This window comes from Acinetobacter guillouiae CIP 63.46, assembly GCF_000368145.1.
GTDB classification, from domain to species: Bacteria; Pseudomonadota; Gammaproteobacteria; order Pseudomonadales; family Moraxellaceae; genus Acinetobacter; species Acinetobacter guillouiae.
The window spans coordinates 1,016,651-1,043,119 of sequence record NZ_KB849283.1; the positions used below are offsets into that span (position 1 = coordinate 1,016,651).

Sequence of the window (26,469 nt, forward strand, 5' to 3'; positions counted from 1 at the left end):
GCGATTTTTCGAGGTGAAGATTATATGATCTATTTTTGAATAGGGTACATAATTTATCCAATGGCTAAAAACACCCCCTAAATTCGATAAAACGCTACACTACAACAAAAAAATAAGCCACCATTTAGTTTAAATCAGTTTGATCTACCACTATTTTCATCAACCTATTTTTGCATCATTTCTAAGGCGATGTTACTCTTAACTTTAAAGTAAATATATCAACTGTACCTGTTAGTAAGGACAGTAATCTTTCGAGCTAACAAATCGTGGGTCTGCATAATTCTTTTGAATGATAGCCTTCCATTTAATACGCTTATCCTCCAGCCATTTAAGCGTCTTTAAATCTTCCTGATTTGTAGTGGGTCTAATCTTGCTATAATCAGATACAAACTTCCCTATCCAACAATAGTCGGAAATTAAGCTAGGCAATGCATCATTTTCTATTTTTCCATTGAAAAGACTTTGTTCTTCATAAGCTTTTAAAATAGACACTTTCATTAATGCTGAATCATAAATAGCATCAGATACTTCACTTTTGATTTTTTATCTATTACCTTATAAATTGGTGTATCCAAAGAGAAATAAGCACTTGAAGATTCAAATGATTGCTTTAATTCCTTACTACCTAATTCAGTAGCATTAGAACAAGCACTTAAACTAACAGAGATAAAGCAAATAAAAATTATTCTTTTAAATTTCATTTTAATACCTATTTGGAGCGAATAGGCGGGGAATGCCTCCCCTTCCTGTAAGTTCATTCAGTCGTTAAGTCACAATCTAGAAAAGAATAAAGATCTAGGTTTAAACTCTATAATATAATTAACTTTATTTCACATTTTGACATGGAAGATCGAATACTCTAGGATCTTCATTTAAAACTATTTTTTCCCATTTTTTTTGTTTCATGCCTAGCCAGTCGTAAAACTCTTTATAAACCTCTCCTTGTAGATTGGCTTCATTTTTATACTTATCAGAAAGTATGAATTTCCCCATTACACATAACGAGTTAATTTGTGTAATTCCAATATCATTTTCAAATTGATCATCTTTACCTGAATCAAATAAAACTCTTTTAAAAAACATTGCCTTGGATATTGAGGAATCGTAAATACTGTTTGTTAAATCAGATGGCTCTTGTTTTAATGCTTTTGCATAAACTACAGTATCATAACCAATCATTATTGGTGCTAAGGGTATTTGTAATCCAATTTCTTCTTTAGGAGATATATTACTTCTACAACCTGTAAAAATTAATAAAAAACATATAAATATAATCTTTTTTGCATCCAACATTTACCAGTTCCTTATGTTAGTATAATTACTTTCATCGATCTATTTTTTATCATTTTCAAGATTATATTGCCCATAACTTTAAAGTAAATATGTCGGCTGTACCTGTTAGTAAGGGCAGTAATTTTTCACGGATGTATTCTTGCTAAAATTTTTACTAATATGCTGGCTCCATATAGCGCGCTTTTTATCGAGCCACTGCAATGCTTCAACATCAGCTAAAGAGGGTTTCGGAGCAAATGGTTTGTAATCTGTCACAAATTTCCCCATCCAACAATAACCAAAAAAATTCTTAGGATCCGTATGGTCTTCTACAACATACTTTTCAGGAAATTGTTGTTCATACGCATACATTGAAAACAGTTTGGCTAATGAAGATTTATATATTGCATCAGAAACCACATTTTTTTTGGTTACATCAGCAGCTCGATATACTGGAATATCGTAGCTAATAAACACTTCACTTGTTTCAATATAATTTTGTACAAAGTCTGCTTCCGACTCATTTGCAGAACAACCTAAAGTAATAAGAGGAAGTAAAGCAAAGAGAGTTAATTGTCTAAAAATCATATTATTCTATTCATCATATCTTGGGATTAAATATTAGTAGGGACAGTAATTTTTAACGGACGTATCATTCCCAAATTTTTTACTAATATGCTGAGCCCATATAGCGCGCTTTTTATTCAGCCATTGCAATGTTTCAACATCTACTAAAGAAGGCTTGGGTGCAAAGGATTTATAATCATTGATGAATTTTCCCATCCAACAATAGCCAAAGAAGTTTTCAGACATCATCTTGTCTTCGAGATTGTAAATAGGGAATAGCTCTTTCTCATAACTTTCTAAAAAATAAAGCTTAGCTAATGATGATTTATAAATTGCGTCAGCCATCGCATTTTTCTTAGTCGTGTCAGCTAACCTATAAATAGGTGTATCAATATTGATAAATACATCACTTGTTTCTACGTATTTTTGAATGTCTTTTTTTGTTATTTCATTAGCAGAACATCCTATCGATACCAGTGCTATTAATATTAGAGTTAAAAATTTAAATTTCATAATTACCCACTTCCATTATTGTCAAACTGCTTCAAGTCTACAACAGAACCTTCCCCCTTATACGTTCCATCTCCTGTTAACTGTTTTAACATTCCCGAATGATAATCTTCATTAAATATATTTTTAAATGTGGATCTGTTTACATATAGAGGACAATGATTATTTTCAGCCAATTGCCGAAGATGTACTATAGTTTCTGGAACAGTAATATTTTTTGCAATTCCTATTACTGCCAATACATCAAAAAAACTAAATCCTGTTTTAAGTCTGATTGAAAAGGTTTGTTTTTGAAATTGAGCAACTAATTTACTGGCTTCATGCATTGAGTGTTTCCGTACATACTGTTGAAACTTTACATACATCATAGTGTTGAAGGAAAGCTTATTAATCATTCCATCACCAAATTTGTTTATGTCATATTCCATACCAAAACGTAAAGCCAATAGAAACTCTACTTTATTTGTACGTTCGAGCCTTTGCCAATGATCTTCGTCAAAGAAAAAATTGTAAGGTGCAGCAATGTAGTAATTACCAACTTTAAACGCTGGATTACACGTTACAGTGGAATAGTTACAAACTTCAATATCCTTAGGAAACATACCCTTATCAGTTACAATAACGTCAGCCATAATTTTTTACCCTAAGTCATCATCTAGTGGAGGCATTGGTTTAGAAAGGTCATAAATTATTAGCTCTACCTGTTCCTCTTGATCACCTGAATCAATATGAACTGTATTTCCATCTTCATCAGTTTTCCCATCAATAACTTCACCGTTTGCACGTTTCAATTGGTATGGAAAATCAACTAACGGTTTCTGAGTAGCTTTATCTAACAATTGGTGTTGCAAACCAAAATTTGTTGAGATTACTTTATCTATAAAGCTATTTTGTAAAGGTTCTTTTGAGCCTGAAGAACGTCTATAATTCTCACCTTGGCTTGTTCCAACAACATGATCTTGTTTAGGTAAAATTTTAGCTCCACAAGTCAATAAGTCATCAACATAAGCAACAGCTTTGCCATCCATAATAATATGATCATGGCTTTTAATAATTTCAGACCAACATTTGCACTTAGGGCAAAAGTGACCATCTCCAGCACGTAGAAATAGATTTCCCATTTGAGAGGTTCGTTGTTGTGTTGCTTGAATGATACCTCCATGATTTGTCATAGAGTTATGAATTGCAAAACCTTTAGCCATGATTAACACCTTCTTGGCACAAAAAGCCTTCAGGGGCCTTATCACCGATAAAGATATTTATAGCTACAGAGTTATTAGGGCTATCGACAATCTTATCACCATTCTCTAAGTGGCTTCCTACCAATGCAACGGACTGACCATTTATAAGGCACCCCTTGCCAGCACCTGAAATGATTTTAGAAATCTCCCCATCTGCATAAATGACATCATCACCGACTAAAGCAATAGGCATTCCACCAATTCGGCTTTCCAATGCACTCGCTTTCACTAACCCACCATTTTTGGTTTTAGCCCCATTTACCGCAAGGTAATAGATCTTTTTCGGCCTATGTCGAAAATAAAGCTGCTCTGCTTTTATTGTTTGCTTTATGTCTTCTTGAGACATTTGTTTTAACTGTTCAATTGGTAATTCATGTAAAAAATTAGGTTTTGTCATACATAGTCCAATTATTGTTATTGAATGAAGAACATAGCGATTAAAACATAAAATCAACTATTAACACAAATTTAATTGAATTGTTAATTATATTTAATAATTTAAATTTATTTACTCAAATTAACGACAGTCTTTTATGGCGCTTCTGTTCTGATTATCTCGCTTATATAAGTTTATGACCAATCGCATAAAGTAAATCACATACATCTTTCTTGTCTTATAATTTAACAATCACATGCTTGAGCATCTGAATCAAAAAGCGAGATACTACAAAAAATTAAACCATGTATGTTATTTATGCCTTCAATCAAAAAAAATTTCCTATTATCTAGCTTAATTATAGCAACTCAATCCTTTGCCTTACCTCAAGACTCACGTCGTGCAGGTGGCATAGCGGTTATTCCTGTTCCTAAAACCGTGTTAAATGTCACTTACCAAGACAAACCTGTCTTGATCGTGGATGGTGAAAATTCAGTAAACCATATTGTTTTTGGTATTCCGCTTTCAGTACCACTGGGTACACTGCAATTACAAAGCTCTACAGGCCCAATTAATATTGAAGTGAAGCCATTTAAATATGCTGAGCAGCGCCTCAATGTAAAAAATCAGGATTATGTCAATCCAAATCAAGAACAACTTGATCGTTATAGCCAAGAAGCTAAAGAACAAAATAGTGTTTACAGCTCTTTTAGCCCTGCTCAATGGAAAGACTTTCCAAAATTCATCAGACCTACAGCAGGAAAATTTAGTAATTCATTTGGTCGTAAACGCTTTTTTAATGGTGAAGAGCGTGCTCCACATTCTGGTTTAGATATCCCTGCCCCCATCGGACAAAAAGTTGTTGCGCCAGCTGCGGGAACGGTGGTTGCGACAGGTAATTATTTCTTTAATGGGAATACCGTCATGATCGATCACGGACAAGGTCTGATCAGTATGTTTTGCCACCTCAGTAAAATAAATGTAGAAAAAGGGCAAATCTTGAAACAAGGTGAATTATTGGGATTGGTGGGTAAAACAGGGCGAGTAACAGGTCCACATCTACACTGGGGAATGAGCTTAAATAATGCCAGAGTTGACCCACAATTATTTTTATCACCTTAATTTAGCAAGAAAAATGCTAAGAATCCGTTGAACGGTTGTTTCAAAAATGCTTATTTTTGAATAAATACACATTTTGTAATAATTTATTTTTTTTAATTTTGACCAGATAAGTCACCGACTTAAGACGTCAAAACCCATTAAAAAAAAGCCAATCTTTTGATTGGCTTTTTTTTAATTAAGTCAGTTATTCTGCAGAAATAATTTCAAAATCATGGGTGATTTCGACACCACCATCGGACAGCATTTTACTTGCTGAGCAATACTTTTCGGCTGATAATTCAACAGCTTTAGCCACTTGCTTCTCTTTTACATCATGCCCTGTCACCACAAAATGTAAATGTATCTTAGTGAATACAGCTGGAATCGTGTCTGCTCGATCCGCTTTGAGCTGACAAACAACATTTGTTACATTTTGCCTAGATTTCTTTAAGATGGTCACAATATCGAATGAAGCACACCCACCAAGTCCCATTAATATGAGTTCCATAGGACGTGGTCCACGGTTTTCACCACCATATTCAGCAGAACCATCCATTACAATTTGATGACCACTTTCTGATTTTGCTTCGAAAGCAACATTCTCTAACCAATGAACGCTAGTTTGCATTGCAACTACCTAAAAAAAACTATAAATTTACGGGGTACCTGTACACTAGCATAAAATGAGTTGATAAGGAATTTCATCTCTACTGCTTCTACGTGACGAGTTCAATTTAGATCAACAGATCTAGTTATTATCCAATTCGGAATTTTTAAGCATGTCTTCTAATTTTGCACAACTTAGTACAGATGCTTTGTCTCCTGGTCAACTACCTGAGTCAGTCAAAGCTTTGCTCAAAAGAGCCCACATCAATCGTTTTCCAAAACGCTCAACGATTATTGATGCAGGTTCAGAGTCAAAATCACTGTATTTAATTTTAAAAGGTTCAGTTTCAATTATTTTACGTGAAGATGATGAACGTGAAATTGTTGTTGCATATTTGAACCCTGGGGACTTTTTTGGGGAAATGGGATTATTTGAGCAGAATCCACAACGTACTGCGGAAGTAAGAACCCGTGACGTATGTGAAATTGCTGAAATTTCATATGACAATTTCCACGAAATTAGTAAACAATATCCTGACTTAAGTTATGCCGTATTTGCACAACTTGTTCGTCGTTTAAAAAATACAACACGCAAAGTAACTGACCTTGCATTTATTGATGTATCTGGTCGTATTGCACGTTGTTTAATAGATCTTTCAGCACAGCCTGAAGCGATGATCTTGCCAAACGGCCGCCAAATCCGCATTACTCGCCAAGAAATTGGTCGTATCGTGGGTTGTTCCCGTGAAATGGTTGGTCGTGTTCTAAAAACACTTGAAGAACAAGGCATGATCGAAACCGACGGTAAAGCCATCCTTATATTTGATGTATCTTTGGAAGAATCTAATTTTTCTGAAGACGAACTAAGCACAGATGATGAATAAAGCTTAAGAACAAATTTGAGAATTTAATTCCTTAAAGAATTATGTTGAATGGGATAAATATCAAATATTGTCAAAAAGTTAAAATATAGTTTAAAAGCAAACTCCCGAGTTTGCTTTTTTCATGTTGCGATAAATACACAGAGAATTACTGTGAGCTGGTCTCATGACCATGTTATAAAACAAGACCAAGCTAAAATGAGCATTTTATAAAAAAATCAGATAACTTTATCTTATTTTGATAATTAGAAACATTCTTTCACTTAGTTATCAAATTTAAATTACGTTATTATTCTCATAAGATACTGAATATTAATTTTGAAGGACATGAAATGAAGTCAAATCGTTTAGGGTATTCTGATCTTGTTGTACCTGAAATTTGTTTAGGTACCATGACGTTTGGTGAACAGAATAATCAAAATGAGGCATTTGAACAACTTGCTTATGCGCTCGATCAAAATATTCATTTCTGGGATACTGCTGAAATGTATCCGGTACCACCTAAACCAGAGACACAGGGATCGACTGAAAGCATCATAGGGAATTGGATTGCTCAAAACGGTCAACGTGACAAACTCATTATCGCCACCAAAATTGCAGGCCCCCAACAAGGCGGCAGTCAAATTCGTGACGGGCATACCAAGTTTATAAAAGCAGAGATCAGTAGTGCTATTGATAGCTCGCTCAAGCGCTTACAAACAGATTATATAGATCTTTATCAACTGCATTGGCCACAACGCCCTGTTAACTTCTTTGGCACGTTAGGCTACAGCAATCAGCTTGCGGCACGTACACAAGACATTACACCACTTGCTGAAACCTTAGAAGCACTCTCGAAAGAAGTGAAAAAAGGGCGTATTCGTCATATTGGCTTATCCAATGAGACACCTTGGGGTACCTTAAAATTTTTACATTTAGCTGAACAATTGGGCTTAGAAAAAATAGTGAGCGTACAAAATCCTTATAGTCTACTCAATCGTACTTATGAAATTGGGATGTCTGAGATCGCACAACACGAGGGCGTTGGCTTACTCGCTTACTCACCCTTGGCCTTTGGTTACTTAACTGGCAAGTATCGCCACGGCGCACGCCCTGAAAAAGGACGTATTACACTATTTTCTCGCTTTAGCCGCTATAGCAATCCACAGAGCGATTGGGCGACAGAACAATATGCACAGCTTGCAGAAAAACATGGTTTAAGCCTTACCCAATTGGCTTTGGCATTTATTAAACAACAATTTTTTGTGAGTAGTACCATTATTGGTGCGACTACGCTCGACCAACTAAAAGAGAATATTCAGGCCTTTGATACCCAATTGTCTGAAGAAATCTTATTGGAAATAGATGCGATTCATCAGCAGCAGCCAAACCCTGCACCTTAAACGCTATTTTTGAAACGCTCGTTGTTCTACGTTGTTTTCAATAAAAAAGGATGCATAAGCATCCTTTTCTATTCGATAGGTTTTATCAAAAAACTTATCTTCCACCTCGCGCAGTATAAACTGCCATTGCAGCAGGTAAATTCTTTTTCATTGCATTGATACGATTAACATCAGATGGATGTGTTGACAGTAATGCAGAACCTTTTCCTCCACCCTGTTTCGCCATTTTTTCCCACAAGGTAATTGCCGCTTGAGGATTATAGCCAGCTTTCGCCATCATCATTAAGCCACCCTCATCCGCACGACTCTCTAAACTACGTGAGTACGGTAAGCCTACCCCGACTTGGCTTCCCAAATCGAGCGCTGCATTGCCTAATTCACCAATTTGGCTGCCTGCATAAGATTTACCAATACCAACTGCAAGATTGGTCAACGCTTGCGCACCTAATTTTTGTTTCGAGTGCTCTTCTAAAGCATGGGTCATTTCGTGGCCCATCACCGCAGCAACTTCAGCTTCAGATAGATTAAGTCGATTTACAATCCCTGTGTAGAAAACCACTTTACCACCGGGTGCAACATAAGCATTGATTTCGTCTGACTTAAGTACCGCCAATTGCCAATCAAATCTTTGACCCGTTTGGTTCATTTGATCAGCAAAAGGTTTTAATCGAATAAATGCTGCATTTACTTTTTTATAAGTTGCAGAAGTTGTATCTAAAGTCTTATTCAAACGTGCTTCTTGCACTGTTTTATTAAAGCCTTGTGTTGCATTTAAATTAAGCGTTGCAGAATCAGCACCTGCCATATCTGCGATAGTTGAGCACCCTGAAATTGAAATGGCAGTCGCCGCACAAAGACTAAGCATTAATTTATTGTTCATTATAATCAACTCCATGGAGAACAAATAAAAGCATTGTGGATTATATGCAAATGTTACATAAGGATAAATCAATAAAATCCATTAATTCATATTAATTATGTAAGTGAAATATCACAAAAATTGAATCGCCAACCAATATATGAGACAAATTACATTCAGTGTCAAATATATGTTTTTCAATGGAATAATCTTTTGTTCTAAATGTTGATCATTTCTTTTGATAAACAAAAATGCATTCTGGATCAAAATAATAGGAACCAGTACACATGCAACCATCACACTCAGACCAAGCAATGCATTATTGATGATATTCAGATCATTGGTTTGAGCCTGAATAATCAGCACTGCGATCGTTGGAGCACCGCCCATAGCAAAAATCAGAGAATAAAATATCGTGCTCGATATATTCTTTTGCATCCTACAAACTCAATGTGTATCTAAAAATACATTTTAACAAGCTAAGCTTGAAAACCTAGTCTAATTGATATCGACTTTAGTCTTTTTTAACTGTAAATAAAAAGCCCGATTTACATCGGGCTTAGCGTTATGCGATCAAATTACTTTTTAACAACAGACTGATAGATTTGCTTTGCTTCAACCATGTTTTTGTTTAAATCTGAGATACGGTCATTATTTGATGGGTGTGTTGAAGTGAACTTCTGCACACCATTATTACTGCCACCATCAATCTTGTTCATTTTTTGCCAAACGCTGATTGCAGCTTCAGGATTATAGCCAGCTTTCGCCATAAGCATTAATCCACCACGGTCAGCAGATGACTCTAAACTACGTGAATATGGCAAACCTACACCATATTTACTTCCGATATCTAAAGCTTGAGTGCCGACTGAGCCCAATTTATCGCCTGCATAGGTTTTGCCCATTTTCACAGCAAAATCTGTAATTGCAGTTGCACCAGCACCACGTTTAGAATGCTCTTCTAAGGCATGGGTCATTTCATGTCCCATAATGGCAGCAATTTCAGCATCAGTCAGTTTCAATTGATTGACGATACCTGTAAAGAACACAACCTTACCGCCAGGCATGACAAATGCATTGAGTTCACTGGATTTAAGTACGCTCAATTGCCAGTCAAATTTTTGACCCGTTTGATTTGCTTGATCAGCAAAAGGTTTCATCTTTAAGAAAACAGCATTGACTCGTTTATATGTTGCAGATGTTGTATCAAGTGCTTTTTGTGCCTTTGCATCTTCAACAAGAAGTTTATAATCTGCTGCTGCATTGAGGTTTAAAGTCGCAGAATCATTACCCGTTAATTCAGCAACAGTCGTACACCCTGTTAAGCCTATAGCCAACCCTAAGCCAAGTAATAGTTTCTTGTTAATCATTATTTTCACCAAATTTCATAGATCTTATTGCAAGCTTCAAAACGAAGCTCAGCTCTTAGCGGCTGAATTATGTTGTATTTTACAAAAAAAATCAAAATATAATCACACTTTATTTAAAACACCTAAAAATAACAGCAATAAAAAAAGCTCCCGTAGGAGCTTTTTAAAGATTGAATCAATTAAGCATCAAATGGATGACGCATCACAATTGTTTCATCACGATCTGGACCTGTTGAAATGATGTCGATAGGACATTCAATCAACTGTTCAATACGTTTTACATAGTTAATTGCGTTTTGTGGCAATTGATCCAATGATTTCGCACCAAATGTAGACTCAGACCAACCAGGCATAGTTTCATAAATTGGTTTTAATGTTTCAAATGCAAGTGCATCTGTAGAACCTACACAACCTGAATCTGCAGCTTCATAACCGATACAGATTTTTACTTCTTCCAAACCATCTAAAACATCAAGTTTAGTTAAGCAAATACCTGATAATGAGTTTACATCTACAGAACGACGTAAGATTTCAGCATCAAACCAACCACAACGACGCTGACGACCAGTCGACGCACCGAATTCTGAACCCACAGTACCCAAATGTTTACCAACTGCATCACCAACATCATTGGCAGCATCATAAACAAGCTCAGTTGGGAATGGACCTGCACCTACACGAGTTGTATAGGCTTTGGTGATTCCCAAAACATAGTCAAGATGCAATGGACCAAGACCTGAACCAGAACTTACCCCACCAGCGGTAGTGTTCGATGAAGTTACATACGGATATGTACCATGATCGACATCAAGAAGTGAGCCTTGCGCACCTTCAAACATGATGTTTGCACCATCTTTACGATAGTCATGCAATGTTGTAATCACATCTAAAACTAATGGCTTAACCACTTCGCGCCATTGATCACAAAGTGCCAATACATCTTCAACTTTAACTGCTTCAACACCGAAGAATTGAGTCAATTGGAAGTTATGATATTCAAGAAGTTCTTCAAGCTGTGCTTTAAGATGTTCGCCACCACGAACTAAATCCGCAACACGGATCGCACGACGGGCTACTTTATCTTCATAAGCAGGACCAATACCACGACCCGTTGTACCGATTTTGGCATTACCACGTTTCTTCTCACGCGCTTGATCAAGTGCAATATGGTGAGGAAGAATCAACGGACAGTTTGGAGAAATACGCAGACGTTCACGAACGGGTACGCCTTCTTTCTCAAGAATATCCATCTCTTTGATCAATGCTTCAGGTGAAAGTACAACACCATTGCCAATTAAGCAAAGTACGTTTTCACGTAAAATACCTGATGGAATGAGGTGAAGAACTGTTTTCTTACCACCAACGACGAGCGTATGCCCTGCGTTATGTCCGCCTTGATAACGTACTACCGCAGCTGCTTGATCTGTGAGCAGGTCAACGATTTTACCTTTACCTTCGTCGCCCCATTGGGTACCGAGTACCACAACACTTTTGCCCATAATAGCCTCATTACATCATGCTGTTAAAATAGAAAACCAAATCGAATGACATGAACATTCAATCTGATACTTAAATTGTTTCGATTTTCCACTCACCTGCAACATTCACCATCTGGTGGGTTGCATTTGGAACTGAGTTTAAATCGTCATTACCCAATAACTGAATTACACTTAAACCTTGTTGACGTGCTACGGCAATCGCATCCAGCAACGTGGATTCGGTACCTTTCGGTGCAACTACTTTTTCAATCTGTTGACGTTGACCCGCACTTAAGGAATACAAGTCACAAGAAAAGCCTGTTGCAGGACGCGCGCGTCCAAAGTGTTCACCAATACCATCATAACGACCACCTTGTGCCAACGGTGCAGCACGGTTTGGTGCATACACGGCATACATTAACCCAGTGTGGTAATGGTACGAACGAAGCTCTACAACATCGATACCGATATTGAGTTTTGGCCAACGTGCTTGAATTTCTGTATATGTTGTTTTAAGTACCTCAAAAGCATTTTTAAATGCTTCATCAGCAAAAATTTCTGCGCTAATATTCGCTTGCAATGCATCCAGATCACTTGCATAACGACCTAAAGCATAAAAATCAGAACCAAATTCTAAATCTTGAGTGAATTCAGCAAGTTCTGGTAGTGCTTTGCGCTGATACAAATCAGATAAATGGCTTTCTGTTGATTTGTTTAAACCCACATGTTTTACCAGACTTCTAAACAGTCCTACATGCCCTAAATCAAGATGGATACCATCAGCTAAACCTGCGGTATTAATCAGATTGAGCATCACGTCGATCATTTCAACGTCTGCGTCAATACTGTCTGAACCAAATAACTCTGCACCTATCTGAAGTGGTGCACGCGTGGTATTAAAACCTTGTGGTTTAGTATGAAGTACAGTCCCTGCATAGCAGTAACGCGCCACACCTTGTACTTGATGTACATGGGCATCAATACGAGCCACTTGTGGTGTCATATCGGCACGCACACCAAGTAAACGACCTGAAAGTTGGTCGATGACTTTAAAAGTGGCTAAGTCTAAATCTTGATTCGATTCGGAGAGAGAAGAAAGAGATTCGATGTATTCGATGAATGGCGTATACACCAGCTGATAACCTCGTGATGCGAGGAAATCTAAAGCTTCACGGCGCAATTTTTCAATTACTTGCGCTTGCTCTGGTAATACATCAGCTACACCATCAGGTAATAACCATGTCTCTGAAATGGGCATGTTGTAAACCTAAATCCTGTCAGCGCGGAAGTAATCCGCATAAAAAAATCGGGAACACACCCGATTTCTCTTATTTTAGCACGATCATCTGCGCCATGCATTAATAAAATAACTTTTGATGCCTAGATAATTTGACCACTTATGCATAATTTAGACAAAAAACCATCTATTACACATTATCCCACTTCAATTCTTTGTATTTATTTAACTTTTCACACCAGTGTTGATTGCTATTTGCGTTGTTGAAAATATAATTTATTCGTTTAGAAAAACAGCATCTATTTAAAGCAACTGAAATACTAAAAACTGGGGAAGTATGGAACTACATAGCAACTTATATTACACGCATCCAAATACGGAAATCATGCAAAAGCTAGGCCGTTTATTTCAAGAGCATCGCGGTGAACAAGACAAATTTATTGCTGTTGCAGTTGAGCTCAATTCACAATTGGGGCAAGAACTTGCAGAAGATCTTTTAAATGCAGTTGACAATATTGAGTTTGATTTGGGTCCTGAATCATTACACGCTATTGCAGGCTATTCAGTTGCCCATTTTGTGCATGGTTCTTCAGGCGATGAGTTTATCGAAGCAATCTTACTTTTCTTAAAAGCATTACTCCCTGAAATTCACACACTGGCTTGGGGTTGTGGGGATGATGACCCGTGGGAATTCTGGTTTAAATTTGAAGACGATGAATTGATTCGCGAAGATGATGAACCTTTCAATGATCCTGAACAAGATGAAGAAATAAAATCCTCCATTTATACATGGTGGCATACAGGTTTACCTGAAAAAATCAAAGAAGGTTTCTTAAACCAAGAATAAATTTTCATTCAGATTTAAAGGGAAGTACAAAATCGAATCGCTGTACTTCCCTATTATTTTGACTCTTTCAGCTATTTTAAATAGTCCTCAATACTGACCACTTGTGAAAACATTTGAAAGGCTGACAAACAGGCTGTTTGTACATCTTCTGCTTCAACTGTTCTGTCTGAATAGCTCAATTGACGCGTCGCTGTAGCGTCTGAAATGATCGTCGGTTGATAAGCAAATTCTGCCGCTGCACGTGACGTCGCATCAACACACATATGCGTCATCATGCCACTAATCACTAATTTATCAACATTCAGTCGCTCTAATTCTGCTTTTAAAGTGGTTTGAAAAAAGCTATTGGGATAATGTTTTTCAATCACAATTGAATCGGTCTTAACACGTAAACCCGAATGTAGTGCTACACCCTGCGTTCCTGCTTCAAAAAATGTAGCATTGGGTTGATTGGCAATATGCTGAATATAAATAATCGGCTGCTCACGCTTTATAAACAGATCTTCTAATCGATTGATGTGTTTTAAAGCCTGTTCCGCACAGAACAACTCCATCTTCCCTTGAGGAAAATAATCGTTTTGGACATCTATTACTAATAATGCAGTTTGGCTCATGGTGTTTTCCTAACCCTTGTGTTGATGTTTTTATAAGATTAATCAAAACAACTGGCGATTTGCAGTCACTCATGAAAGAATAATAGATTAGAAACTTTCAAACTGAAAATTTGTTCAATTCACTATGTTGCCAAATGACCCAATTGACCTCAAAATTTTAAAAATACTAAAAACTGATTCTCGGTTAAGCAATAAAGAGATCGGAAAATTAGTACACCGTACAGGCCAAGCTGTAGGAAGTCGCATTGCTCGAATGCAAGATGAAGGCACAATTCAGAAATATACGATTACGCTACAGCACCAATCAACACAATTTATACGTGTGATGATGCAGACTAATGAATTTGAACAGTTTGAAGCATTTATCGCTCAATTTGAGTCAATTGAAAGTTGCTATAAAGTCTGTGGTTCCGCTTGCTATATGCTGGTTGCTCATTTTGATAGTCGTGTAATCAATCTATTTATCGAGCAACTCTCTGAATGGGGACAATATTCAGTAGATAGTGTCGTAAGAGCAATTGAAACTCAGCCTTAATTTTATATCCAAATCCATATCATGTAAGAATAACAAATGAAATCTTCAGAAAAAACATTACGCGAACATAGTAAATTTCTAAGTTTAGTACTTCGACATCAACCAGAAACCATTGCAATCCAACTCGATTCTGAAGGCTGGACGGATGTACACATCCTTTTACAGCAAATGATCAAACACAGAAGACCACTTAAACTCGTAGAGTTGATTGAGGTCGTTGAAAGCAGTGATAAAAAACGCTTCCAACTTTCACCTGATCAAAACAAAATCCGCGCAGTACAAGGTCACTCTAGTGCTCAGGTTCAACGTGAGTATGTTGCTATTACGCCACCCGATACACTTTTTCATGGAACAGCAACTCGCTTTGTCGACAGTATTTTAGAAAAAGGCTTAATTTCAGGTGAACGTCATCACGTACATTTATCTGCTGATTTAGTCACAGCCCAGAAAGTGGGACAACGACATGGCAAAGTCATCATTTTCATCTTAGACACCAAACAGATGCATCAAGATGGTTTCCAATTTTATTGTGCTGAAAATGGGGTTTGGTTGACTGAACAAGTGCCGATAAAATATTTAAAGTTATTCGAAAGCGAATCAAAAAAAACTAATCCAGCGGTAAGGCTGTGGTCTGTTTAATCTTCTGTAAAGGGATTTCAGTTTTGACATTCTGGATCCCTGGAATTTTATTTAAATGATTAATTTGAAATTTACGATATGCCTCTAAATCAGAAACCACAATACGTAAGAAAAAATCACAATCTCCTGCCATAAGTTGACATTCAACAATTTCAGAAATATTCATAATGCTTTCGATAAATCGATTGACCGCTTGTTCATCCTGACTCTTTAACCAAATTCGTGCAAAGACTGTCAAACTAAGATCTACTTTGTGTGGATTGACCAATGCAACATATTGGTCAATGATCCCCTCATCCTCCAGTTGCTTTACTCGTCTTAAACAAGGTGAAGCGGATAAACCTATCTGATCTGCCAATTCATTATTTTGTAGTTTTCCATTACGTTGTAATGCACACAAAATACGCCGATCTATCTGATCCAATTTCATAAAATTATTTCTAGTAGATAAAACCAAAAAATAACATATTCCAGCAATAATATTGCAAAAATTATTTTAAAGGCAGCAAATTTAGCGAAATATAGCGAATCATTTGGCATAAAATAAAAACCATCTTGTTTTACCGACCATTGAGCGACTCATGTTAAGTTTTAAGAACGCTACGACTGAACTGACCTATTCAATTGAATTTAGAGAGTTTGTACGTGGACTTAAAACCTCTATTCCAATGCTACTGGGTATTATCCCTTTTGCACTGGTTTTAGGAACGCAAGCAGCGCAAAAAGGATTTTCTGCCTTAGAAGTTCCATTGTTAACAGGACTCAATTTTGCTGGTGGTTCTGAGTTCGCCATTATTGAAGTCTGGACGCAGCCACCTCAACTGCTGTTTTTAATTCTGATCACTTTTCTGGTCAACAGTCGCCATATTTTAATGGGTGCAAGTTTAGCACCCTATATTCGACATTTGCCCAATCGCAAAGCCCTTCCATTATTGTTTTTTATGTGTGATGAGAGCTGGGCCCTTAGCATTACGGATTCACACAAACAAAACCCTCGCAATCCCTATGCAGGATTTAGTGTGTTTTTTTATATTGGCCTTTGTTTCGCGTTATATGTCATGTGGGTGGTTTTTACCACGATGGGAGTCGGCATTGGCTCTTTTCTTGGCGATGTCACAAAGTTTGGTTTTGACATGGCATTCCCTGCAGTTTTTCTGGTGCTTTTACGCGGAATGTGGAAAGGTTTTAAACCCGCTCTGCCTTGGTTGATTAGTCTGATTGCCGCTGCATTGGCCTATTATTATCTACCTAAAGGCTGGTATGTATTGATTGGTTCTATTTCAGGCATTATTGCTGCTTTTTTACTGATTGGAGATGAAGAATGATTCATATGACGACATTCATCGCCATTGTTTGTGTGGGACTAACAACCTACTTAACTCGAATCTTAGGTTATTTACTGTTAAAAAATAAACACCTCAGCAAAAGAACCACGCGAATTTTACAGGTTATCCCCGGCTGTGTTTTGATATCAGTGATTGCACCCTACTTTGTTACGGATCAACCAGCCAACTTGATTGCAATTATCATCACACTGTTCGCAGCTTGTTATTTTTCATTATTACCCACTGTACTGATCAGTATCATTGCAACAGGGATTTTGAGATACTTTATGCTTTAAGTGATCTGAATAGCCAATATCCCTGACTTGATGCAATTCAAAACCTCAATTAAGGTTTTGAATTTTGCTGTAATATTTTAATTAATTCAGCATTTTGAAACTCAACTTGAGTCAAACGTGTTGAGGTATTGTCTAAAACTTCCTGCTGTACATGCATTTTTTTAGCCAAATCTTGCATAATTTGTAAGGTTTGTTTGAGATGTTGCTCTTGTGCATGGATCTGTTGCTCATGATTCTGCACATGCTTAAGCCATTCAAGGTTTTCTTTCTTTAACTTTCCCATTTGCCAAATCACAAACATCATGGCCAGATAAAGAATCACAATAACCAAATATATGAAAAACATCATTCCCCCCAACAAAACATGTCAATCTTCGTGTTGATTAAACTCAAGTCATTAAAGTTATTTTTAAGTGATAAATACTAGATTAATAAAATGATTCACACAAATCTAACAAGCGATTTGCATAGCCCCATTCGTTATCATACCAAGCAAACACTTTCGCCTGTTGACCCACGACCATAGTTTGAGTCAGATCAACAATCAGTGAATAAGGTGAATGATTAAAGTCACTTGAAACCAATTGCTCATCTGTAACAGACATAATCTCAGCATAATCATATTTTGCTGCTTGAATTAAGGTTTGGTTAATTAAATGAGCTGTTACAGGCGCTTTAGCAATAAATGTTAAATCAATGGCGGCAACATTAATTGTTGGTACACGGATTGAAAAACCATCAATACGGTTTTCCATTTTGGGCATGACTTGTTTTAATGCACCCAAAGCAGAAGATGTAGTTGGAATAATATTTTGTCCTGAGGCACGTGCGCGGCGTAAATCTCGATGTGCATGATCCAGTACAGATTGATCTGCTGTGACCGCATGAATTTCAGTCATTAATGCGCTGTCAATTCCAAATGCATCATCAATAATTTTGACCAAAGGGACTAAAGCTTGTGTGGTACATGACACACCCGAAATAATTTGATCACTAGCTTTAACATCATGATGATTTACCCCATAAACAATGGCAGCATCAACAGTATCAAAAGGTGCAGCACCGATAATGACGCGTTTTGCACCAGCTGTTATATGTTGTGTTGCAGCGGCTCTTGAACGAAACAGCCCTGTACATTCTAAAACAACATCAATGTTAAGCGCTTCCCAAGGCAATAATTCAGGATTGGCTTGTCTTAAAATTTGCACTTTCAGTTTAATTTGTCGCGCGTCAATCGACATATAAAGCTGTCCATGTTCTTGTACGATATTCACTGCACCGTCAAAGCGACCATGGGTAGTATCGTATTTAAATAAATGAACCAGCGTTTCAACATCTGCAATATCGTTAATGGCAACAATTTCAAAATGGAAGTTTTTCGGATTTTCAAACCAAGCGCGTAATACATTCCGTCCAATTCGCCCGAATCCGTTTATTGCCACACGTTGCATCAGATGTCCTTTTACAGCCAAACTACTTTATGCGCTATATGTTATAAGATTTAGCGTGACTACTGTTAGAATATGCTTTATTTAGTCATAAAAATTTCTCAAAAATAATTTTTTGATTCAGCTAGGATAAAAATAAATGTATCCATCCATTAAAAATATTTTTAAACTAAATCAATTATTTTATCTTTACTGCATGATTTTACTAGCCTTTCTATATACACAACCAACACATGCACAAAATGTCTATTCAAACTGCTCAGAAACTCTGACTCAACAACTCATTCAAAAATTCAACTTAAACACACAACAAAATTTAGATGCGCGTTATCCTGTGTTCCAAACCTGCTTAACGATCAGTAAACACCAACAGATTATTGCAATCAGCAATCCTGTTGCTATGCAATCTGAATTTGCGGATTATGATTTGAATTTATATTTGATCGATACCGCATCTTCAAAAATTTTAAATCATTATACTTATCCAAAAACCATCTCTTCCGATGCCAGTCAGTTTGAAAATTTAAAATTTGATATCAATCCTTACTCTAAAACTCCCCATACTCATGTTATTGGATTGGCCTTAACTTATGGGCATTTAGGTAGAATTGACTATACAATACGTGAAATAAAGTTATTCAAAATCAGCAATCAACAAATGCAATTGGTTTTAGATAAATTTATGACGAATTACTCAGCTAGCGAAAGACCGTCTATATGTGAAAATAATGCACAAACTGAGACTCAAATTTTACTTCACCCCTTAAAACAGCAAAGTCATGGTTTAGCAGATATTCAATTAACTGAAAAATCCGAACGTATAACGCTTGATGAGAAAAACTGTAAAACACACCGTATCGTCAAAAAACAAAGCCATATTATGAAATTCGATGGGAAAAAATATCGTTTTAAACATCTTAATTTTTTAGACTTTGGAATTTGATTAAATTTTGCAATTAAAAAGGTTAGATCATGAAAACATTACAAATTGTATTGAACACTGCACTGCTTTTGATTGCTGGAAATAGTTTTGCAGTACCTTATCAGCGTTGCTCAGACCAACAGCAACAACAATTGATTCAACAATTTAAATTGGTCAATCAGCGTTTTGCCAATACTGAAGCCAAAACATATCAAAGCTGTATCCATTTAGACAATCAACAAAAAATTCAGCTTATTGCGATCAGTCAACCGATTGCTTATAAATCTTATGATGATATGGAACATGATCTAAATTTATACTTAATTGACTCTTCTCAGCATAAAATTCTGCAAAAGTATAAAGCACCAGAAACTTTTTACTCAGATGCAGATCATTATGATGGAGCAAAACTCCACAGCACTAGATTTTCAACCTTGCCGAATACAGATGTGGTCGGCTTAGAGACTTCATCATCACATGAAGGTGGTTTTACCTATAGCCATAATAATCTTGCTTTATTTAAAGTTAACCCTCGCCAACCAATCAAACAAGTTTTTGCGGGTATTGGAACAAATAATAGTGGTTATGAAAGAATTGGAAATTGTGTAGGAAATAATACCAGTTCAGATGTGAGACGTATTTTAGTGCTTTCAAACAAAACCACACATGGTTTACAAGATATTGTATTAAAAGAAACCAAAGACCAAACGAAAACCAACTATAAAACCTGCACTTCGGTAAAAAAACAATATAAACAACAACAGACCATTAAATTTAATGGTCAAGTATATAAATTACAGCATAATGATCTATTGGGAATTGACCCTTTTTAAGCAAGCTTAAATACGATAATGGCAATGTGGCTATGTTTTAAATTTATACAACCAAAATTTACCCCAGATGAAAGTTGAAAATGTATAGAAATACCAATAATTCACCTTAAAATCATTGGTGGACACTACATTTTCCGTTATACTTTGGCGTTTTTAAAAATAAGCCCGTGTGGTGACTGAGCACAAAAATCAGACTCAGCAACGCACTTTTAGCCAATACGAAAATTAAGGAGTGACTTGGTTGTGAGTACTCGTTTTATGACAACTGCTGAAATACGTGAAGCATTTTTGCGCTACTTTGAATCGCAAGGACATACACGTGTCGCGTCAAGTTCACTTGTACCTGCCAATGACCCTACTCTGCTTTTTACCAACGCAGGGATGAACCAGTTTAAAGACTGTTTCCTTGGATTAGAAAAACGTGACTATGTTCGCGCAACGACGTCGCAAAAATGTGTCCGTGCAGGCGGTAAGCACAACGACTTAGATAATGTCGGTTATACAGCACGTCACCATACATTCTTTGAAATGTTAGGTAACTTCTCTTTTGGTGATTACTTTAAGCGTGACGCGATTCGTTTTGCTTGGGATTTCCTTACTGGTGAAGAATGGTTAGCACTACCTAAAGATAAATTATATGCCACTGTTTATCATACAGATGATGAAGCGTTTGACATTTGGAACAAAGAAATTGGCTTAGCTGCAGATCGTATTATCCGTATTGGTGACAATAAAGGTGAAAAATACGCTTCTGATAACTTCTGGGCAATGGGTGATACTGGCCCATGTGGTCCTTGTTCTGAAATTTTCTTTGACCATGGCGATCATATTTGGGGTGGCTTACCAGGTACACCAGAAGAAGATGGCGACCGTTTTATTGAAATCTGGAACAACGTTTTCATGCAGTTTAACCGTACTGCTGATGGCGTACTGCATAATCTTCCTGCACCATCTGTAGATACAGGCATGGGCTTGGAACGTATTTCTGCTGTTTTACAACATGTCAATTCAAACTATGAAATTGACATGTTCCAAGACCTATTAAAGTCTGCTGCTGAAATTATTGGTGTTGATACATCTAAAGCGGTTGCAACCGCACAAGCAAACAATAAACCTATTGAATACCCTGCTTCACTTAAAGTGGTCGCAGACCATGCACGCTCATGCTGCTTCCTGATCGCAGATGGCGTTAACCCTTCAAATGAAGGTCGTGGTTATGTATTGCGTCGTATTATTCGTCGCGCAGTACGTCATGGTAATAAAATGGGCGCAACGGGTACATTCTTCTACAAGATGTTGCAACCATTAATCGATGCTATGGGCACTGCTTATCCTGAGCTTGAACAACGTCGTAATGTAATTGAAGCAGCTTTGATTCGTGAAGAAGAATTGTTTGCCAAAACGCTTGAACAAGGTTTAAAACTGCTTGAAGGTGAATTAGCCAACCTCAAAGGTAAAACCATTCCAGGCGAAACCGTCTTTAAACTTTACGACACTTATGGCTTCCCTGCTGATTTAACCGCAGATATCGCACGTGAACGCGAACTGGAAATTGACGAAGCTGGTTTTGAAGTTGAAATGGCTGCTCAACGTCAACGTGCACGTGATGCAGGTAAGTTTGCTGTTGACTATAACAGTATTGTGAAAGTAGATAGCGAAACTCAATTTGATGGCTATGAAGCAACTCAAGGTCAAGGTCAAATTATTGCGATCTATAAAGATGGCGTACAAGTTGATGAAGTCGTTGAAGGCGATGAAGCACTAATCGTATTGAACCAAACACCGTTCTATGCAGAAAGCGGTGGTCAGATTGGTGATACAGGTCTGTTCAAAAACGATACTGGTATTTTTGAAGTTCAAGATACTAAAAAATCTGGTGGCGCTTTTGTCCATCAAGGTATCGTGACAATGGGAAGCCTAAAAGCGACTCAAAATGTTGAAGCAATTGTAAAAGCAGATCTTCGTGAAGCAACTGCACGCAATCACTCTGCAACTCACCTTTTACATGCTGCTTTACGTCAAGTATTGGGCGAGCACGTACAACAAAAAGGTTCGTTGGTCGCTTCTGACATTTTACGTTTTGACTTTGCCAATGACCAACCGGTGACATTTGAACAAATTCAACAGGTTGAACGTATTGTAAACCGCGAAGTAATTGCAAATACCGCCGTTTCTACTGAACTTTTAGACATCGATGCAGCAAAAGAAAAAGGCGCAATGATGTTGTTCGGTGAAAAATATGGTGATGAAGTTCGTGTACTTTCTATGGGTTCAATCCAAGATGAGAAAAATTTCTCTATCGAACTTTGTGGTGGTATCCATGTAAAACGTACTGGCGATATTGGTCTGTTTAAAATCACCTCTGAAAGTGGTGTTGCAGCAGGTGTTCGTCGTATTGAAGCTGTTACAGGTACCAAAGCGCTTGAAATCGTTCAAAAATTTGATGCAGACATTTTGCACATCAACGATTTATTAAAAGCACAGAAAGATCAAACTGTTGAAAAAGTTCAATCAACGCTAGAAACAGCACATCAATTGCAAAAACAAATTGAGCAATTGAATCAAAAATTGGCGAATTTCCAAGCCTCTGATTTAATCAGTCAAGTGACGGAAATTGCGGGTCGCCAAACACTTATTGCCACAGTTCAAGGACAAGATGCGAAGTCTGTTCGTCATCTTCATGACAGTGTCAAATCAAAATTAGATAATGCAGTGATTGTGCTTGCGGCTGTAGAAGGTGACAAAGTTAGTCTTATCGCATCTGTAGCTAAAGATTTCACTGCAAATCTAAAAGCGGGTGACATCATCAAACACTTAGCAACTGAGCTTGGTGGTAAAGGTGGTGGTAAACCTGACTTAGCACAAGGTGGCGCGCCACTAAACGAGAAGTTTGAACAAGTGATGGCAGATTTAACTGCTTGGCTTGCTAAAAAATAATACTTCACCTTTTGTGTAACTGACCCTAATGCCGATTAGGGTCATGGCTTATATGGAACAACTATGGCATTAATCGTTCAAAAATATGGCGGTACTTCTATGGGTACTCCCGAGCGCATTTTAAATGTTGCTCGTCGTGTAAAGCGTTGGCATGACCACGGCCACAAGGTTGTAGTGGTTGTATCCGCAATGAGTGGTGAAACAAACCGCTTATTGGCTTTAGCGAAAGCCATTACCGAAACCCCTGATCCTCGTGAACTAGACCAAATGGTATCTACGGGTGAACAGGTAACGATTTCAATGTTAGCAATGGCGCTCAATTCAATTGGTGTTGAAGCTAAGTCACTCACAGGTCGCCAAGTTGGTATCAAAACTGACAGCGCGTTTACCAAAGCCCGTATCGAATCTATTGATACAGATGTGATGACAAATCATTTGGATGCAGGTCGTGTCATTGTTGTTGCAGGCTTCCAAGGTTTCGACATTGATGGCAATACAACAACTTTAGGCCGTGGCGGTTCTGATACTTCTGGTGTTGCACTTGCTGCGGCATTAAAAGCAGATGAATGTCAGATTTACACAGATGTGGATGGGGTTTATACCACTGATCCCCGTGTTGCACCTAAAGCAAAAAAAGTTGATCGTATTTCATTTGAAGAAATGCTTGAAATGGCATCTCTCGGTTCTAAAGTATTGCAAATTCGTTCTGTTGAATTTGCAGGAAAATACCAAGTGCCTTTACGCGTATTATCAAGTTTTGATAATGACAATGATGGCGCATTCGACGAAGATTTCAAAAACAATGTCGGAACACTAATCACTACTGAAGCGGAAGACAATATGGAACAGCCAATTATTTCTGGTATCGCATTTAACCGTGACGAAGCTAAATTAACAATTTTAGGTGTACCTGATGAACCAGGTATTGCGTCTAAAATCTTATCGCCTATTGGTGCTGCAAACGTTGAAGTGGATATGATCATCCAAAACGTTGAAGAAGATGGCACAACTGACTTCACTTTTACCGTGAATCGTGGTGAACTTAAAAAAGCCAAAGCAATCCTAGAAGAAACGGCTACAGCGATTGGTGCGCGTGAAGTTGCTACGCGTGATGACATTGTTAAAGTGTCGATTGTTGGCGTTGGTATGCGTTCTCATGCAGGTGTTGCAAGTAAAATGTTTACTGCACTTGCAGATGAAGGGATTAATATCTTGATGATCTCGACTTCTGAAATCAAAATTTCCGTGATTATTGAAGAAAATTACTTAGAACTTGCAGTTCGTTCACTCCATACAGCCTTCGGTTTAGACCGTGAACATGGCGAATCGAGTGCGCGTGCATAATTTTTGATCAAATATAGCAACTTATTCGCTGTTTTGACCAAGAAAAAATCAGAGCCACTATAGTGTTTTCTATAGTGGCTCTGTTATATTAGTTTTTGAGGTTTTAGAGAAATTTCAATAGAGCAATGTGAAAATGAAAAATTTGTCACATTATTCTGTTAAAATTATCGGTGCTATTTAAAGTTGTGTTTTCTAGTTTTTAGAAATTCATCGCAGGTTTAGCTTTTAAGCAAGGAGATAAACATGCTGATTCTGACCCGCCGTGTCGGAGAAACTTTGATGATTGGGGATCAAGTCAGTGTTACTGTGCTTGGTGTTAAAGGCAACCAAGTTCGTATTGGTGTAAATGCCCCAAAAGAAGTTTCTGTACATCGCGAAGAAATTTATCAACGTATTCAACATGAGCGTGCTATGCACGAGCATTTGCAACATATTGATCAAGATTATCAACCTTCTTTTGAAGATGATAATTCGCAAAACACCTATAATCGTTAAGATTATAGTGGTTTTGGAAACTAAAGCGGCTTTTAAGCCGCTTTAAATTTTTATTGATCAGTAAAAAACATCATCCGTTTTATTCAAGACCCAGTGCTTTTTTGACTGGCGAATAGCTACGGCGATGTTGATCAATCACCCCATGTTCAGCGATGGCGTCAAAGTGTGCTTTGGTTGGATAACCTTTATGTTTAGCAAAACCAAATTGCGGATACAACTTGTCTAGCTCAACCATTTCATGATCACGCGTTACTTTGGCTAAAATACTTGCCGCACTGATCTCAGCATGTAAAACATCCCCGCCTACGACCGCATCACAGCTCATGCTTAAGCCTTTAGGAACTTTATTGCCATCTACAAGCACATGTTCTGGTCGCGTTTTAAGTGCCTCTACAGCACGTCGCATCGCCAATAATGAAGCTTGCAAGATATTCAGCTCATCAATTTCTTGATGTGTTGCTTCAGCAATTGCCCAAGCAATCGCTTTTTCCTGAATCTCAATGAATAACTTTTCACGTTTTTTTTCAGTTAATTTTTTAGAATCATTTAACCCTTGAATTGGGTTGTTTGGATCTAAAATAACTGCAGCTGCAACCACAGAGCCAACCAATGGACCTCGTCCTGCTTCATCTACACCAGCAACTAACATTTTCTTTCCTATCCTAAAAGAAGCTCAACAGGTTTTATCTGAGTTTATACATCATCATCTTGAGATGATGACAGATCGAAAGCCCTTTTCTTTCTACATAACTTCAATCAAGTGATCAAAATTTAGAATATTTTGCTTAGCGTGAAAGACGCCATTTAAAGAAAAGAGCATCAGTCCTAAGACCATGAATTTATCAATATACAAAAAACTGTATCAATAAATTCATATGTCTTTGATGCTTTAATGCAACTATCTCATCGCTTCTGCAACACATGCATTAATTGTTTTTGTCACGACATTTGAAACAATCGTAGCACGCGCTTGAGGATCTAAAGCAGCTGTTGCTAAATCTACAGTGCTAACACTTTGTGGTGCCTTTTCACTGACACAACCACAAATTTCACTTTGTACATTGTTTTTCTGGTCTGCAGTCATGACTTTTGTTGCAGTCTTCCAAGCAGGTAAATTATTCAGTTCAGTTGTACATTTCGCATTTATCGCGATTTTAAGCGCAACACCACCTAACTGCTGAGTTGTTGACGCTGCTGCAGCACCTGTTGGATCATTGGTCGCGCAAGCCGTTAGAGCTAAAGCGATTGAAGCAAGAAAGACAACGCGTTTTTTCACAATTTTTTCCTTTTTATGAGATAAAGCTAGGCTATTTTGCCTAAACTAACACTTGGATTAAACTAAAATTTGAATAAT

The 26,469-nt window shown here is 37.3% G+C and carries 33 protein-coding genes; 13 read left to right on the forward strand and 20 right to left on the reverse strand.

Going from position 1 to position 26,469, the window contains the following annotated elements; all coding sequences use genetic code 11:
- Nucleotides 1–231: 231 nt before the first annotated feature.
- From F981_RS24185 to F981_RS10000, 8 genes are all read right to left on the reverse strand, one after another.
- Nucleotides 232–498, reverse strand: a complete 267-nt coding sequence (locus F981_RS24185; protein ID WP_004721123.1) for a hypothetical protein — start codon at nucleotides 496–498, stop codon at nucleotides 232–234.
- The gene (locus F981_RS24190) at nucleotides 498–701 is read right to left on the reverse strand and encodes a hypothetical protein (RefSeq protein WP_228129022.1); all 204 of its coding nucleotides are present in this window, start codon (nucleotides 699–701) and stop codon (nucleotides 498–500) included. Before F981_RS24190 ends, F981_RS24185 begins: the two co-directional genes overlap by 1 nt.
- A gap of 124 nt (nucleotides 702–825) precedes the next feature.
- Nucleotides 826–1,293, reverse strand: a complete 468-nt coding sequence (locus tag F981_RS09975; RefSeq protein ID WP_004721128.1) for a hypothetical protein — start codon at nucleotides 1,291–1,293, stop codon at nucleotides 826–828.
- A gap of 105 nt (nucleotides 1,294–1,398) precedes the next feature.
- Nucleotides 1,399–1,860 carry a hypothetical protein gene (locus tag F981_RS09980; protein ID WP_004721130.1) on the reverse strand — a complete coding sequence of 154 codons (462 nt, stop codon included), beginning with the start codon at nucleotides 1,858–1,860 and terminating at the stop codon, nucleotides 1,399–1,401.
- Between the two features lie 33 nt (nucleotides 1,861–1,893).
- Nucleotides 1,894–2,352 carry a hypothetical protein gene (locus F981_RS09985; protein WP_004721132.1) on the reverse strand — a complete coding sequence of 153 codons (459 nt, stop codon included), beginning with the start codon at nucleotides 2,350–2,352 and terminating at the stop codon, nucleotides 1,894–1,896.
- Nucleotides 2,353–2,354: 2 nt separating this feature from the next.
- On the reverse strand, nucleotides 2,355–2,981 hold the full coding sequence (locus tag F981_RS09990) for a hypothetical protein (RefSeq protein ID WP_004721134.1): 627 nt from the start codon (nucleotides 2,979–2,981) through the stop codon (nucleotides 2,355–2,357).
- 6 nt (nucleotides 2,982–2,987) lie between these two features.
- A complete protein-coding gene (locus F981_RS09995; RefSeq protein ID WP_004721135.1) occupies nucleotides 2,988–3,551 on the reverse strand; it encodes a PAAR domain-containing protein in 564 nt (187 codons plus the stop codon).
- Nucleotides 3,544–3,987 (reverse strand): PAAR domain-containing protein, encoded by a 444-nt coding sequence (locus tag F981_RS10000; RefSeq protein WP_004721136.1) that lies wholly within the window; start codon nucleotides 3,985–3,987, stop codon nucleotides 3,544–3,546. Before F981_RS10000 ends, F981_RS09995 begins: the two co-directional genes overlap by 8 nt.
- Before the next feature lie 297 nt (nucleotides 3,988–4,284).
- On the opposite strand from F981_RS10000, the gene F981_RS10005 reads away from it, so the two are divergent.
- A complete protein-coding gene (locus F981_RS10005) occupies nucleotides 4,285–5,088 on the forward strand; it encodes a peptidoglycan DD-metalloendopeptidase family protein (RefSeq protein WP_457911967.1) in 804 nt (267 codons plus the stop codon).
- Nucleotides 5,089–5,272: 184 nt separating this feature from the next.
- Here F981_RS10005 and F981_RS10010 read toward each other — a convergent pair whose 3' ends face one another.
- On the reverse strand, nucleotides 5,273–5,695 hold the full coding sequence (locus F981_RS10010; RefSeq protein ID WP_004721138.1) for an OsmC family protein: 423 nt from the start codon (nucleotides 5,693–5,695) through the stop codon (nucleotides 5,273–5,275).
- A 151-nt stretch (nucleotides 5,696–5,846) separates the two neighbouring features.
- On the opposite strand from F981_RS10010, the gene crp reads away from it, so the two are divergent.
- Both crp and F981_RS10020 read left to right on the forward strand, forming a co-directional pair.
- Nucleotides 5,847–6,557, forward strand: coding sequence for a cAMP-activated global transcriptional regulator CRP (gene crp / locus F981_RS10015; RefSeq protein ID WP_004721139.1), 711 nt, complete (start codon nucleotides 5,847–5,849; stop codon nucleotides 6,555–6,557).
- A gap of 329 nt (nucleotides 6,558–6,886) precedes the next feature.
- Nucleotides 6,887–7,936 (forward strand): NADP(H)-dependent aldo-keto reductase, encoded by a 1,050-nt coding sequence (locus F981_RS10020; protein WP_004721141.1) that lies wholly within the window; start codon nucleotides 6,887–6,889, stop codon nucleotides 7,934–7,936.
- 94 nt (nucleotides 7,937–8,030) lie between these two features.
- On the opposite strand, the gene F981_RS10025 is transcribed toward F981_RS10020, so the two are convergent.
- The 5 genes from F981_RS10025 to F981_RS10045 all read right to left on the reverse strand — a co-directional run bounded on the left by F981_RS10025 (nucleotide 8,031) and on the right by F981_RS10045 (nucleotide 12,901).
- Nucleotides 8,031–8,816, reverse strand: a complete 786-nt coding sequence (locus F981_RS10025; RefSeq protein WP_004721143.1) for a M48 family metallopeptidase — start codon at nucleotides 8,814–8,816, stop codon at nucleotides 8,031–8,033.
- A 111-nt stretch (nucleotides 8,817–8,927) separates the two neighbouring features.
- Nucleotides 8,928–9,233: a phosphoethanolamine transferase domain-containing protein gene (locus F981_RS10030; protein ID WP_004721145.1), complete on the reverse strand. Its 306-nt coding sequence runs from the start codon at nucleotides 9,231–9,233 to the stop codon at nucleotides 8,928–8,930.
- Nucleotides 9,234–9,373: 140 nt separating this feature from the next.
- Nucleotides 9,374–10,165, reverse strand: a complete 792-nt coding sequence (locus F981_RS10035) for a M48 family metallopeptidase (RefSeq protein WP_004721146.1) — start codon at nucleotides 10,163–10,165, stop codon at nucleotides 9,374–9,376.
- 179 nt (nucleotides 10,166–10,344) lie between these two features.
- Nucleotides 10,345–11,664, reverse strand: coding sequence for an adenylosuccinate synthase (locus tag F981_RS10040; protein ID WP_004721148.1), 1,320 nt, complete (start codon nucleotides 11,662–11,664; stop codon nucleotides 10,345–10,347).
- Between the two features lie 70 nt (nucleotides 11,665–11,734).
- A complete protein-coding gene (locus F981_RS10045; protein ID WP_004721150.1) occupies nucleotides 11,735–12,901 on the reverse strand; it encodes an ATP phosphoribosyltransferase regulatory subunit in 1,167 nt (388 codons plus the stop codon).
- Nucleotides 12,902–13,217: 316 nt separating this feature from the next.
- Here F981_RS10045 and F981_RS10050 point away from each other — a divergent pair, with 316 nt between their 5' ends.
- Entirely contained in the window at nucleotides 13,218–13,727 is a 510-nt protein-coding gene (locus F981_RS10050; protein WP_004721151.1) for a hypothetical protein, read from the forward strand.
- Nucleotides 13,728–13,798: 71 nt separating this feature from the next.
- On the opposite strand, the gene F981_RS10055 is transcribed toward F981_RS10050, so the two are convergent.
- Entirely contained in the window at nucleotides 13,799–14,341 is a 543-nt protein-coding gene (locus F981_RS10055) for a cysteine hydrolase family protein (protein ID WP_004721153.1), read from the reverse strand.
- Nucleotides 14,342–14,465: 124 nt separating this feature from the next.
- Between F981_RS10055 and F981_RS10060 the strand changes: the two genes are divergently transcribed.
- Together F981_RS10060 and F981_RS10065 are read left to right on the forward strand one after the other, a co-directional pair.
- The gene (locus F981_RS10060) at nucleotides 14,466–14,876 is read left to right on the forward strand and encodes an Lrp/AsnC family transcriptional regulator (protein ID WP_004721155.1); all 411 of its coding nucleotides are present in this window, start codon (nucleotides 14,466–14,468) and stop codon (nucleotides 14,874–14,876) included.
- Nucleotides 14,877–14,912: 36 nt separating this feature from the next.
- Nucleotides 14,913–15,515, forward strand: a complete 603-nt coding sequence (locus F981_RS10065) for an RNA 2'-phosphotransferase (RefSeq protein WP_004721157.1) — start codon at nucleotides 14,913–14,915, stop codon at nucleotides 15,513–15,515.
- Here the strand turns inward: F981_RS10065 and F981_RS10070 are convergent.
- Nucleotides 15,484–15,939, reverse strand: a complete 456-nt coding sequence (locus F981_RS10070) for an Lrp/AsnC family transcriptional regulator (protein ID WP_035371583.1) — start codon at nucleotides 15,937–15,939, stop codon at nucleotides 15,484–15,486. The two genes, F981_RS10065 and F981_RS10070, sit on opposite strands and share 32 nt — an antisense overlap.
- Before the next feature lie 157 nt (nucleotides 15,940–16,096).
- On the opposite strand from F981_RS10070, the gene F981_RS10075 reads away from it, so the two are divergent.
- Both F981_RS10075 and F981_RS10080 read left to right on the forward strand, forming a co-directional pair.
- Nucleotides 16,097–16,840 (forward strand): AzlC family ABC transporter permease, encoded by a 744-nt coding sequence (locus F981_RS10075; RefSeq protein WP_004721160.1) that lies wholly within the window; start codon nucleotides 16,097–16,099, stop codon nucleotides 16,838–16,840.
- Nucleotides 16,837–17,136 carry an AzlD family protein gene (locus F981_RS10080; protein ID WP_004721162.1) on the forward strand — a complete coding sequence of 100 codons (300 nt, stop codon included), beginning with the start codon at nucleotides 16,837–16,839 and terminating at the stop codon, nucleotides 17,134–17,136. The genes F981_RS10075 and F981_RS10080 overlap by 4 nt, the downstream gene beginning before the upstream one ends.
- Before the next feature lie 49 nt (nucleotides 17,137–17,185).
- On the opposite strand, the gene F981_RS10085 is transcribed toward F981_RS10080, so the two are convergent.
- Both F981_RS10085 and F981_RS10090 read right to left on the reverse strand, forming a co-directional pair.
- Nucleotides 17,186–17,482, reverse strand: a complete 297-nt coding sequence (locus F981_RS10085) for a hypothetical protein (protein WP_004721164.1) — start codon at nucleotides 17,480–17,482, stop codon at nucleotides 17,186–17,188.
- Nucleotides 17,483–17,564: 82 nt separating this feature from the next.
- Nucleotides 17,565–18,587: a type I glyceraldehyde-3-phosphate dehydrogenase gene (locus F981_RS10090; RefSeq protein WP_004721166.1), complete on the reverse strand. Its 1,023-nt coding sequence runs from the start codon at nucleotides 18,585–18,587 to the stop codon at nucleotides 17,565–17,567.
- A 193-nt stretch (nucleotides 18,588–18,780) separates the two neighbouring features.
- Here F981_RS10090 and F981_RS10095 point away from each other — a divergent pair, with 193 nt between their 5' ends.
- The 5 genes from F981_RS10095 (at nucleotide 18,781) to csrA (ending at nucleotide 25,115) form a co-directional block, all read left to right on the forward strand.
- Entirely contained in the window at nucleotides 18,781–19,527 is a 747-nt protein-coding gene (locus F981_RS10095; protein WP_228129023.1) for a PA3715 family protein, read from the forward strand.
- 29 nt (nucleotides 19,528–19,556) lie between these two features.
- The gene (locus F981_RS10100; protein ID WP_004721168.1) at nucleotides 19,557–20,339 is read left to right on the forward strand and encodes a PA3715 family protein; all 783 of its coding nucleotides are present in this window, start codon (nucleotides 19,557–19,559) and stop codon (nucleotides 20,337–20,339) included.
- A gap of 243 nt (nucleotides 20,340–20,582) precedes the next feature.
- Nucleotides 20,583–23,276 carry an alanine--tRNA ligase gene (gene alaS, locus F981_RS10105; protein ID WP_016539072.1) on the forward strand — a complete coding sequence of 898 codons (2,694 nt, stop codon included), beginning with the start codon at nucleotides 20,583–20,585 and terminating at the stop codon, nucleotides 23,274–23,276.
- A 63-nt stretch (nucleotides 23,277–23,339) separates the two neighbouring features.
- Nucleotides 23,340–24,620, forward strand: coding sequence for an aspartate kinase (locus tag F981_RS10110; RefSeq protein WP_004721171.1), 1,281 nt, complete (start codon nucleotides 23,340–23,342; stop codon nucleotides 24,618–24,620).
- A 243-nt stretch (nucleotides 24,621–24,863) separates the two neighbouring features.
- Nucleotides 24,864–25,115: a carbon storage regulator CsrA gene (csrA, locus tag F981_RS10115; protein WP_004721174.1), complete on the forward strand. Its 252-nt coding sequence runs from the start codon at nucleotides 24,864–24,866 to the stop codon at nucleotides 25,113–25,115.
- A gap of 79 nt (nucleotides 25,116–25,194) precedes the next feature.
- Here the strand turns inward: csrA and rnhB are convergent, their stop codons facing one another.
- Both rnhB and F981_RS10125 read right to left on the reverse strand, forming a co-directional pair.
- Entirely contained in the window at nucleotides 25,195–25,764 is a 570-nt protein-coding gene (gene rnhB / locus F981_RS10120; RefSeq protein ID WP_004721177.1) for a ribonuclease HII, read from the reverse strand.
- Between the two features lie 249 nt (nucleotides 25,765–26,013).
- Nucleotides 26,014–26,391 carry a hypothetical protein gene (locus tag F981_RS10125; RefSeq protein WP_004721179.1) on the reverse strand — a complete coding sequence of 126 codons (378 nt, stop codon included), beginning with the start codon at nucleotides 26,389–26,391 and terminating at the stop codon, nucleotides 26,014–26,016.
- Between the last annotated feature and the right edge of the window lie 78 nt (nucleotides 26,392–26,469).

Excerpts from the sequence above, each read along its gene's own strand:
- F981_RS24185 (WP_004721123.1), bottom strand. The coding sequence starts at position 498 with ATGAAAGTGTCTATTTTAAAAGCTTATGAAGAACAAAGTCTTTTCAAT.
- F981_RS24190 (WP_228129022.1), bottom strand. The coding sequence starts at position 701 with ATGAAATTTAAAAGAATAATTTTTATTTGCTTTATCTCTGTTAGTTTA.
- F981_RS09975 (WP_004721128.1), bottom strand. The coding sequence starts at position 1,293 with ATGTTGGATGCAAAAAAGATTATATTTATATGTTTTTTATTAATTTTT.
- F981_RS09980 (WP_004721130.1), bottom strand. The coding sequence starts at position 1,860 with ATGATTTTTAGACAATTAACTCTCTTTGCTTTACTTCCTCTTATTACT.
- F981_RS09985 (WP_004721132.1), bottom strand. The coding sequence starts at position 2,352 with ATGAAATTTAAATTTTTAACTCTAATATTAATAGCACTGGTATCGATA.
- F981_RS09990 (WP_004721134.1), bottom strand. The coding sequence starts at position 2,981 with ATGGCTGACGTTATTGTAACTGATAAGGGTATGTTTCCTAAGGATATT.
- F981_RS09995 (WP_004721135.1), bottom strand. The coding sequence starts at position 3,551 with ATGGCTAAAGGTTTTGCAATTCATAACTCTATGACAAATCATGGAGGT.
- F981_RS10000 (WP_004721136.1), bottom strand. The coding sequence starts at position 3,987 with ATGACAAAACCTAATTTTTTACATGAATTACCAATTGAACAGTTAAAA.
- F981_RS10005 (WP_457911967.1), top strand. The coding sequence starts at position 4,285 with ATGCCTTCAATCAAAAAAAATTTCCTATTATCTAGCTTAATTATAGCA.
- F981_RS10010 (WP_004721138.1), bottom strand. The coding sequence starts at position 5,695 with ATGCAAACTAGCGTTCATTGGTTAGAGAATGTTGCTTTCGAAGCAAAA.
- crp (WP_004721139.1), top strand. The coding sequence starts at position 5,847 with ATGTCTTCTAATTTTGCACAACTTAGTACAGATGCTTTGTCTCCTGGT.
- F981_RS10020 (WP_004721141.1), top strand. The coding sequence starts at position 6,887 with ATGAAGTCAAATCGTTTAGGGTATTCTGATCTTGTTGTACCTGAAATT.
- F981_RS10025 (WP_004721143.1), bottom strand. The coding sequence starts at position 8,816 with ATGAACAATAAATTAATGCTTAGTCTTTGTGCGGCGACTGCCATTTCA.
- F981_RS10030 (WP_004721145.1), bottom strand. The coding sequence starts at position 9,233 with ATGCAAAAGAATATATCGAGCACGATATTTTATTCTCTGATTTTTGCT.
- F981_RS10035 (WP_004721146.1), bottom strand. The coding sequence starts at position 10,165 with ATGATTAACAAGAAACTATTACTTGGCTTAGGGTTGGCTATAGGCTTA.
- F981_RS10040 (WP_004721148.1), bottom strand. The coding sequence starts at position 11,664 with ATGGGCAAAAGTGTTGTGGTACTCGGTACCCAATGGGGCGACGAAGGT.
- F981_RS10045 (WP_004721150.1), bottom strand. The coding sequence starts at position 12,901 with ATGCCCATTTCAGAGACATGGTTATTACCTGATGGTGTAGCTGATGTA.
- F981_RS10050 (WP_004721151.1), top strand. The coding sequence starts at position 13,218 with ATGGAACTACATAGCAACTTATATTACACGCATCCAAATACGGAAATC.
- F981_RS10055 (WP_004721153.1), bottom strand. The coding sequence starts at position 14,341 with ATGAGCCAAACTGCATTATTAGTAATAGATGTCCAAAACGATTATTTT.
- F981_RS10060 (WP_004721155.1), top strand. The coding sequence starts at position 14,466 with ATGTTGCCAAATGACCCAATTGACCTCAAAATTTTAAAAATACTAAAA.
- F981_RS10065 (WP_004721157.1), top strand. The coding sequence starts at position 14,913 with ATGAAATCTTCAGAAAAAACATTACGCGAACATAGTAAATTTCTAAGT.
- F981_RS10075 (WP_004721160.1), top strand. The coding sequence starts at position 16,097 with ATGTTAAGTTTTAAGAACGCTACGACTGAACTGACCTATTCAATTGAA.
- F981_RS10080 (WP_004721162.1), top strand. The coding sequence starts at position 16,837 with ATGATTCATATGACGACATTCATCGCCATTGTTTGTGTGGGACTAACA.
- F981_RS10085 (WP_004721164.1), bottom strand. The coding sequence starts at position 17,482 with ATGTTTTTCATATATTTGGTTATTGTGATTCTTTATCTGGCCATGATG.
- F981_RS10090 (WP_004721166.1), bottom strand. The coding sequence starts at position 18,587 with ATGCAACGTGTGGCAATAAACGGATTCGGGCGAATTGGACGGAATGTA.
- F981_RS10095 (WP_228129023.1), top strand. The coding sequence starts at position 18,781 with ATGATTTTACTAGCCTTTCTATATACACAACCAACACATGCACAAAAT.
- F981_RS10100 (WP_004721168.1), top strand. The coding sequence starts at position 19,557 with ATGAAAACATTACAAATTGTATTGAACACTGCACTGCTTTTGATTGCT.
- F981_RS10110 (WP_004721171.1), top strand. The coding sequence starts at position 23,340 with ATGGCATTAATCGTTCAAAAATATGGCGGTACTTCTATGGGTACTCCC.
- csrA (WP_004721174.1), top strand. The coding sequence starts at position 24,864 with ATGCTGATTCTGACCCGCCGTGTCGGAGAAACTTTGATGATTGGGGAT.
- rnhB (WP_004721177.1), bottom strand. The coding sequence starts at position 25,764 with ATGTTAGTTGCTGGTGTAGATGAAGCAGGACGAGGTCCATTGGTTGGC.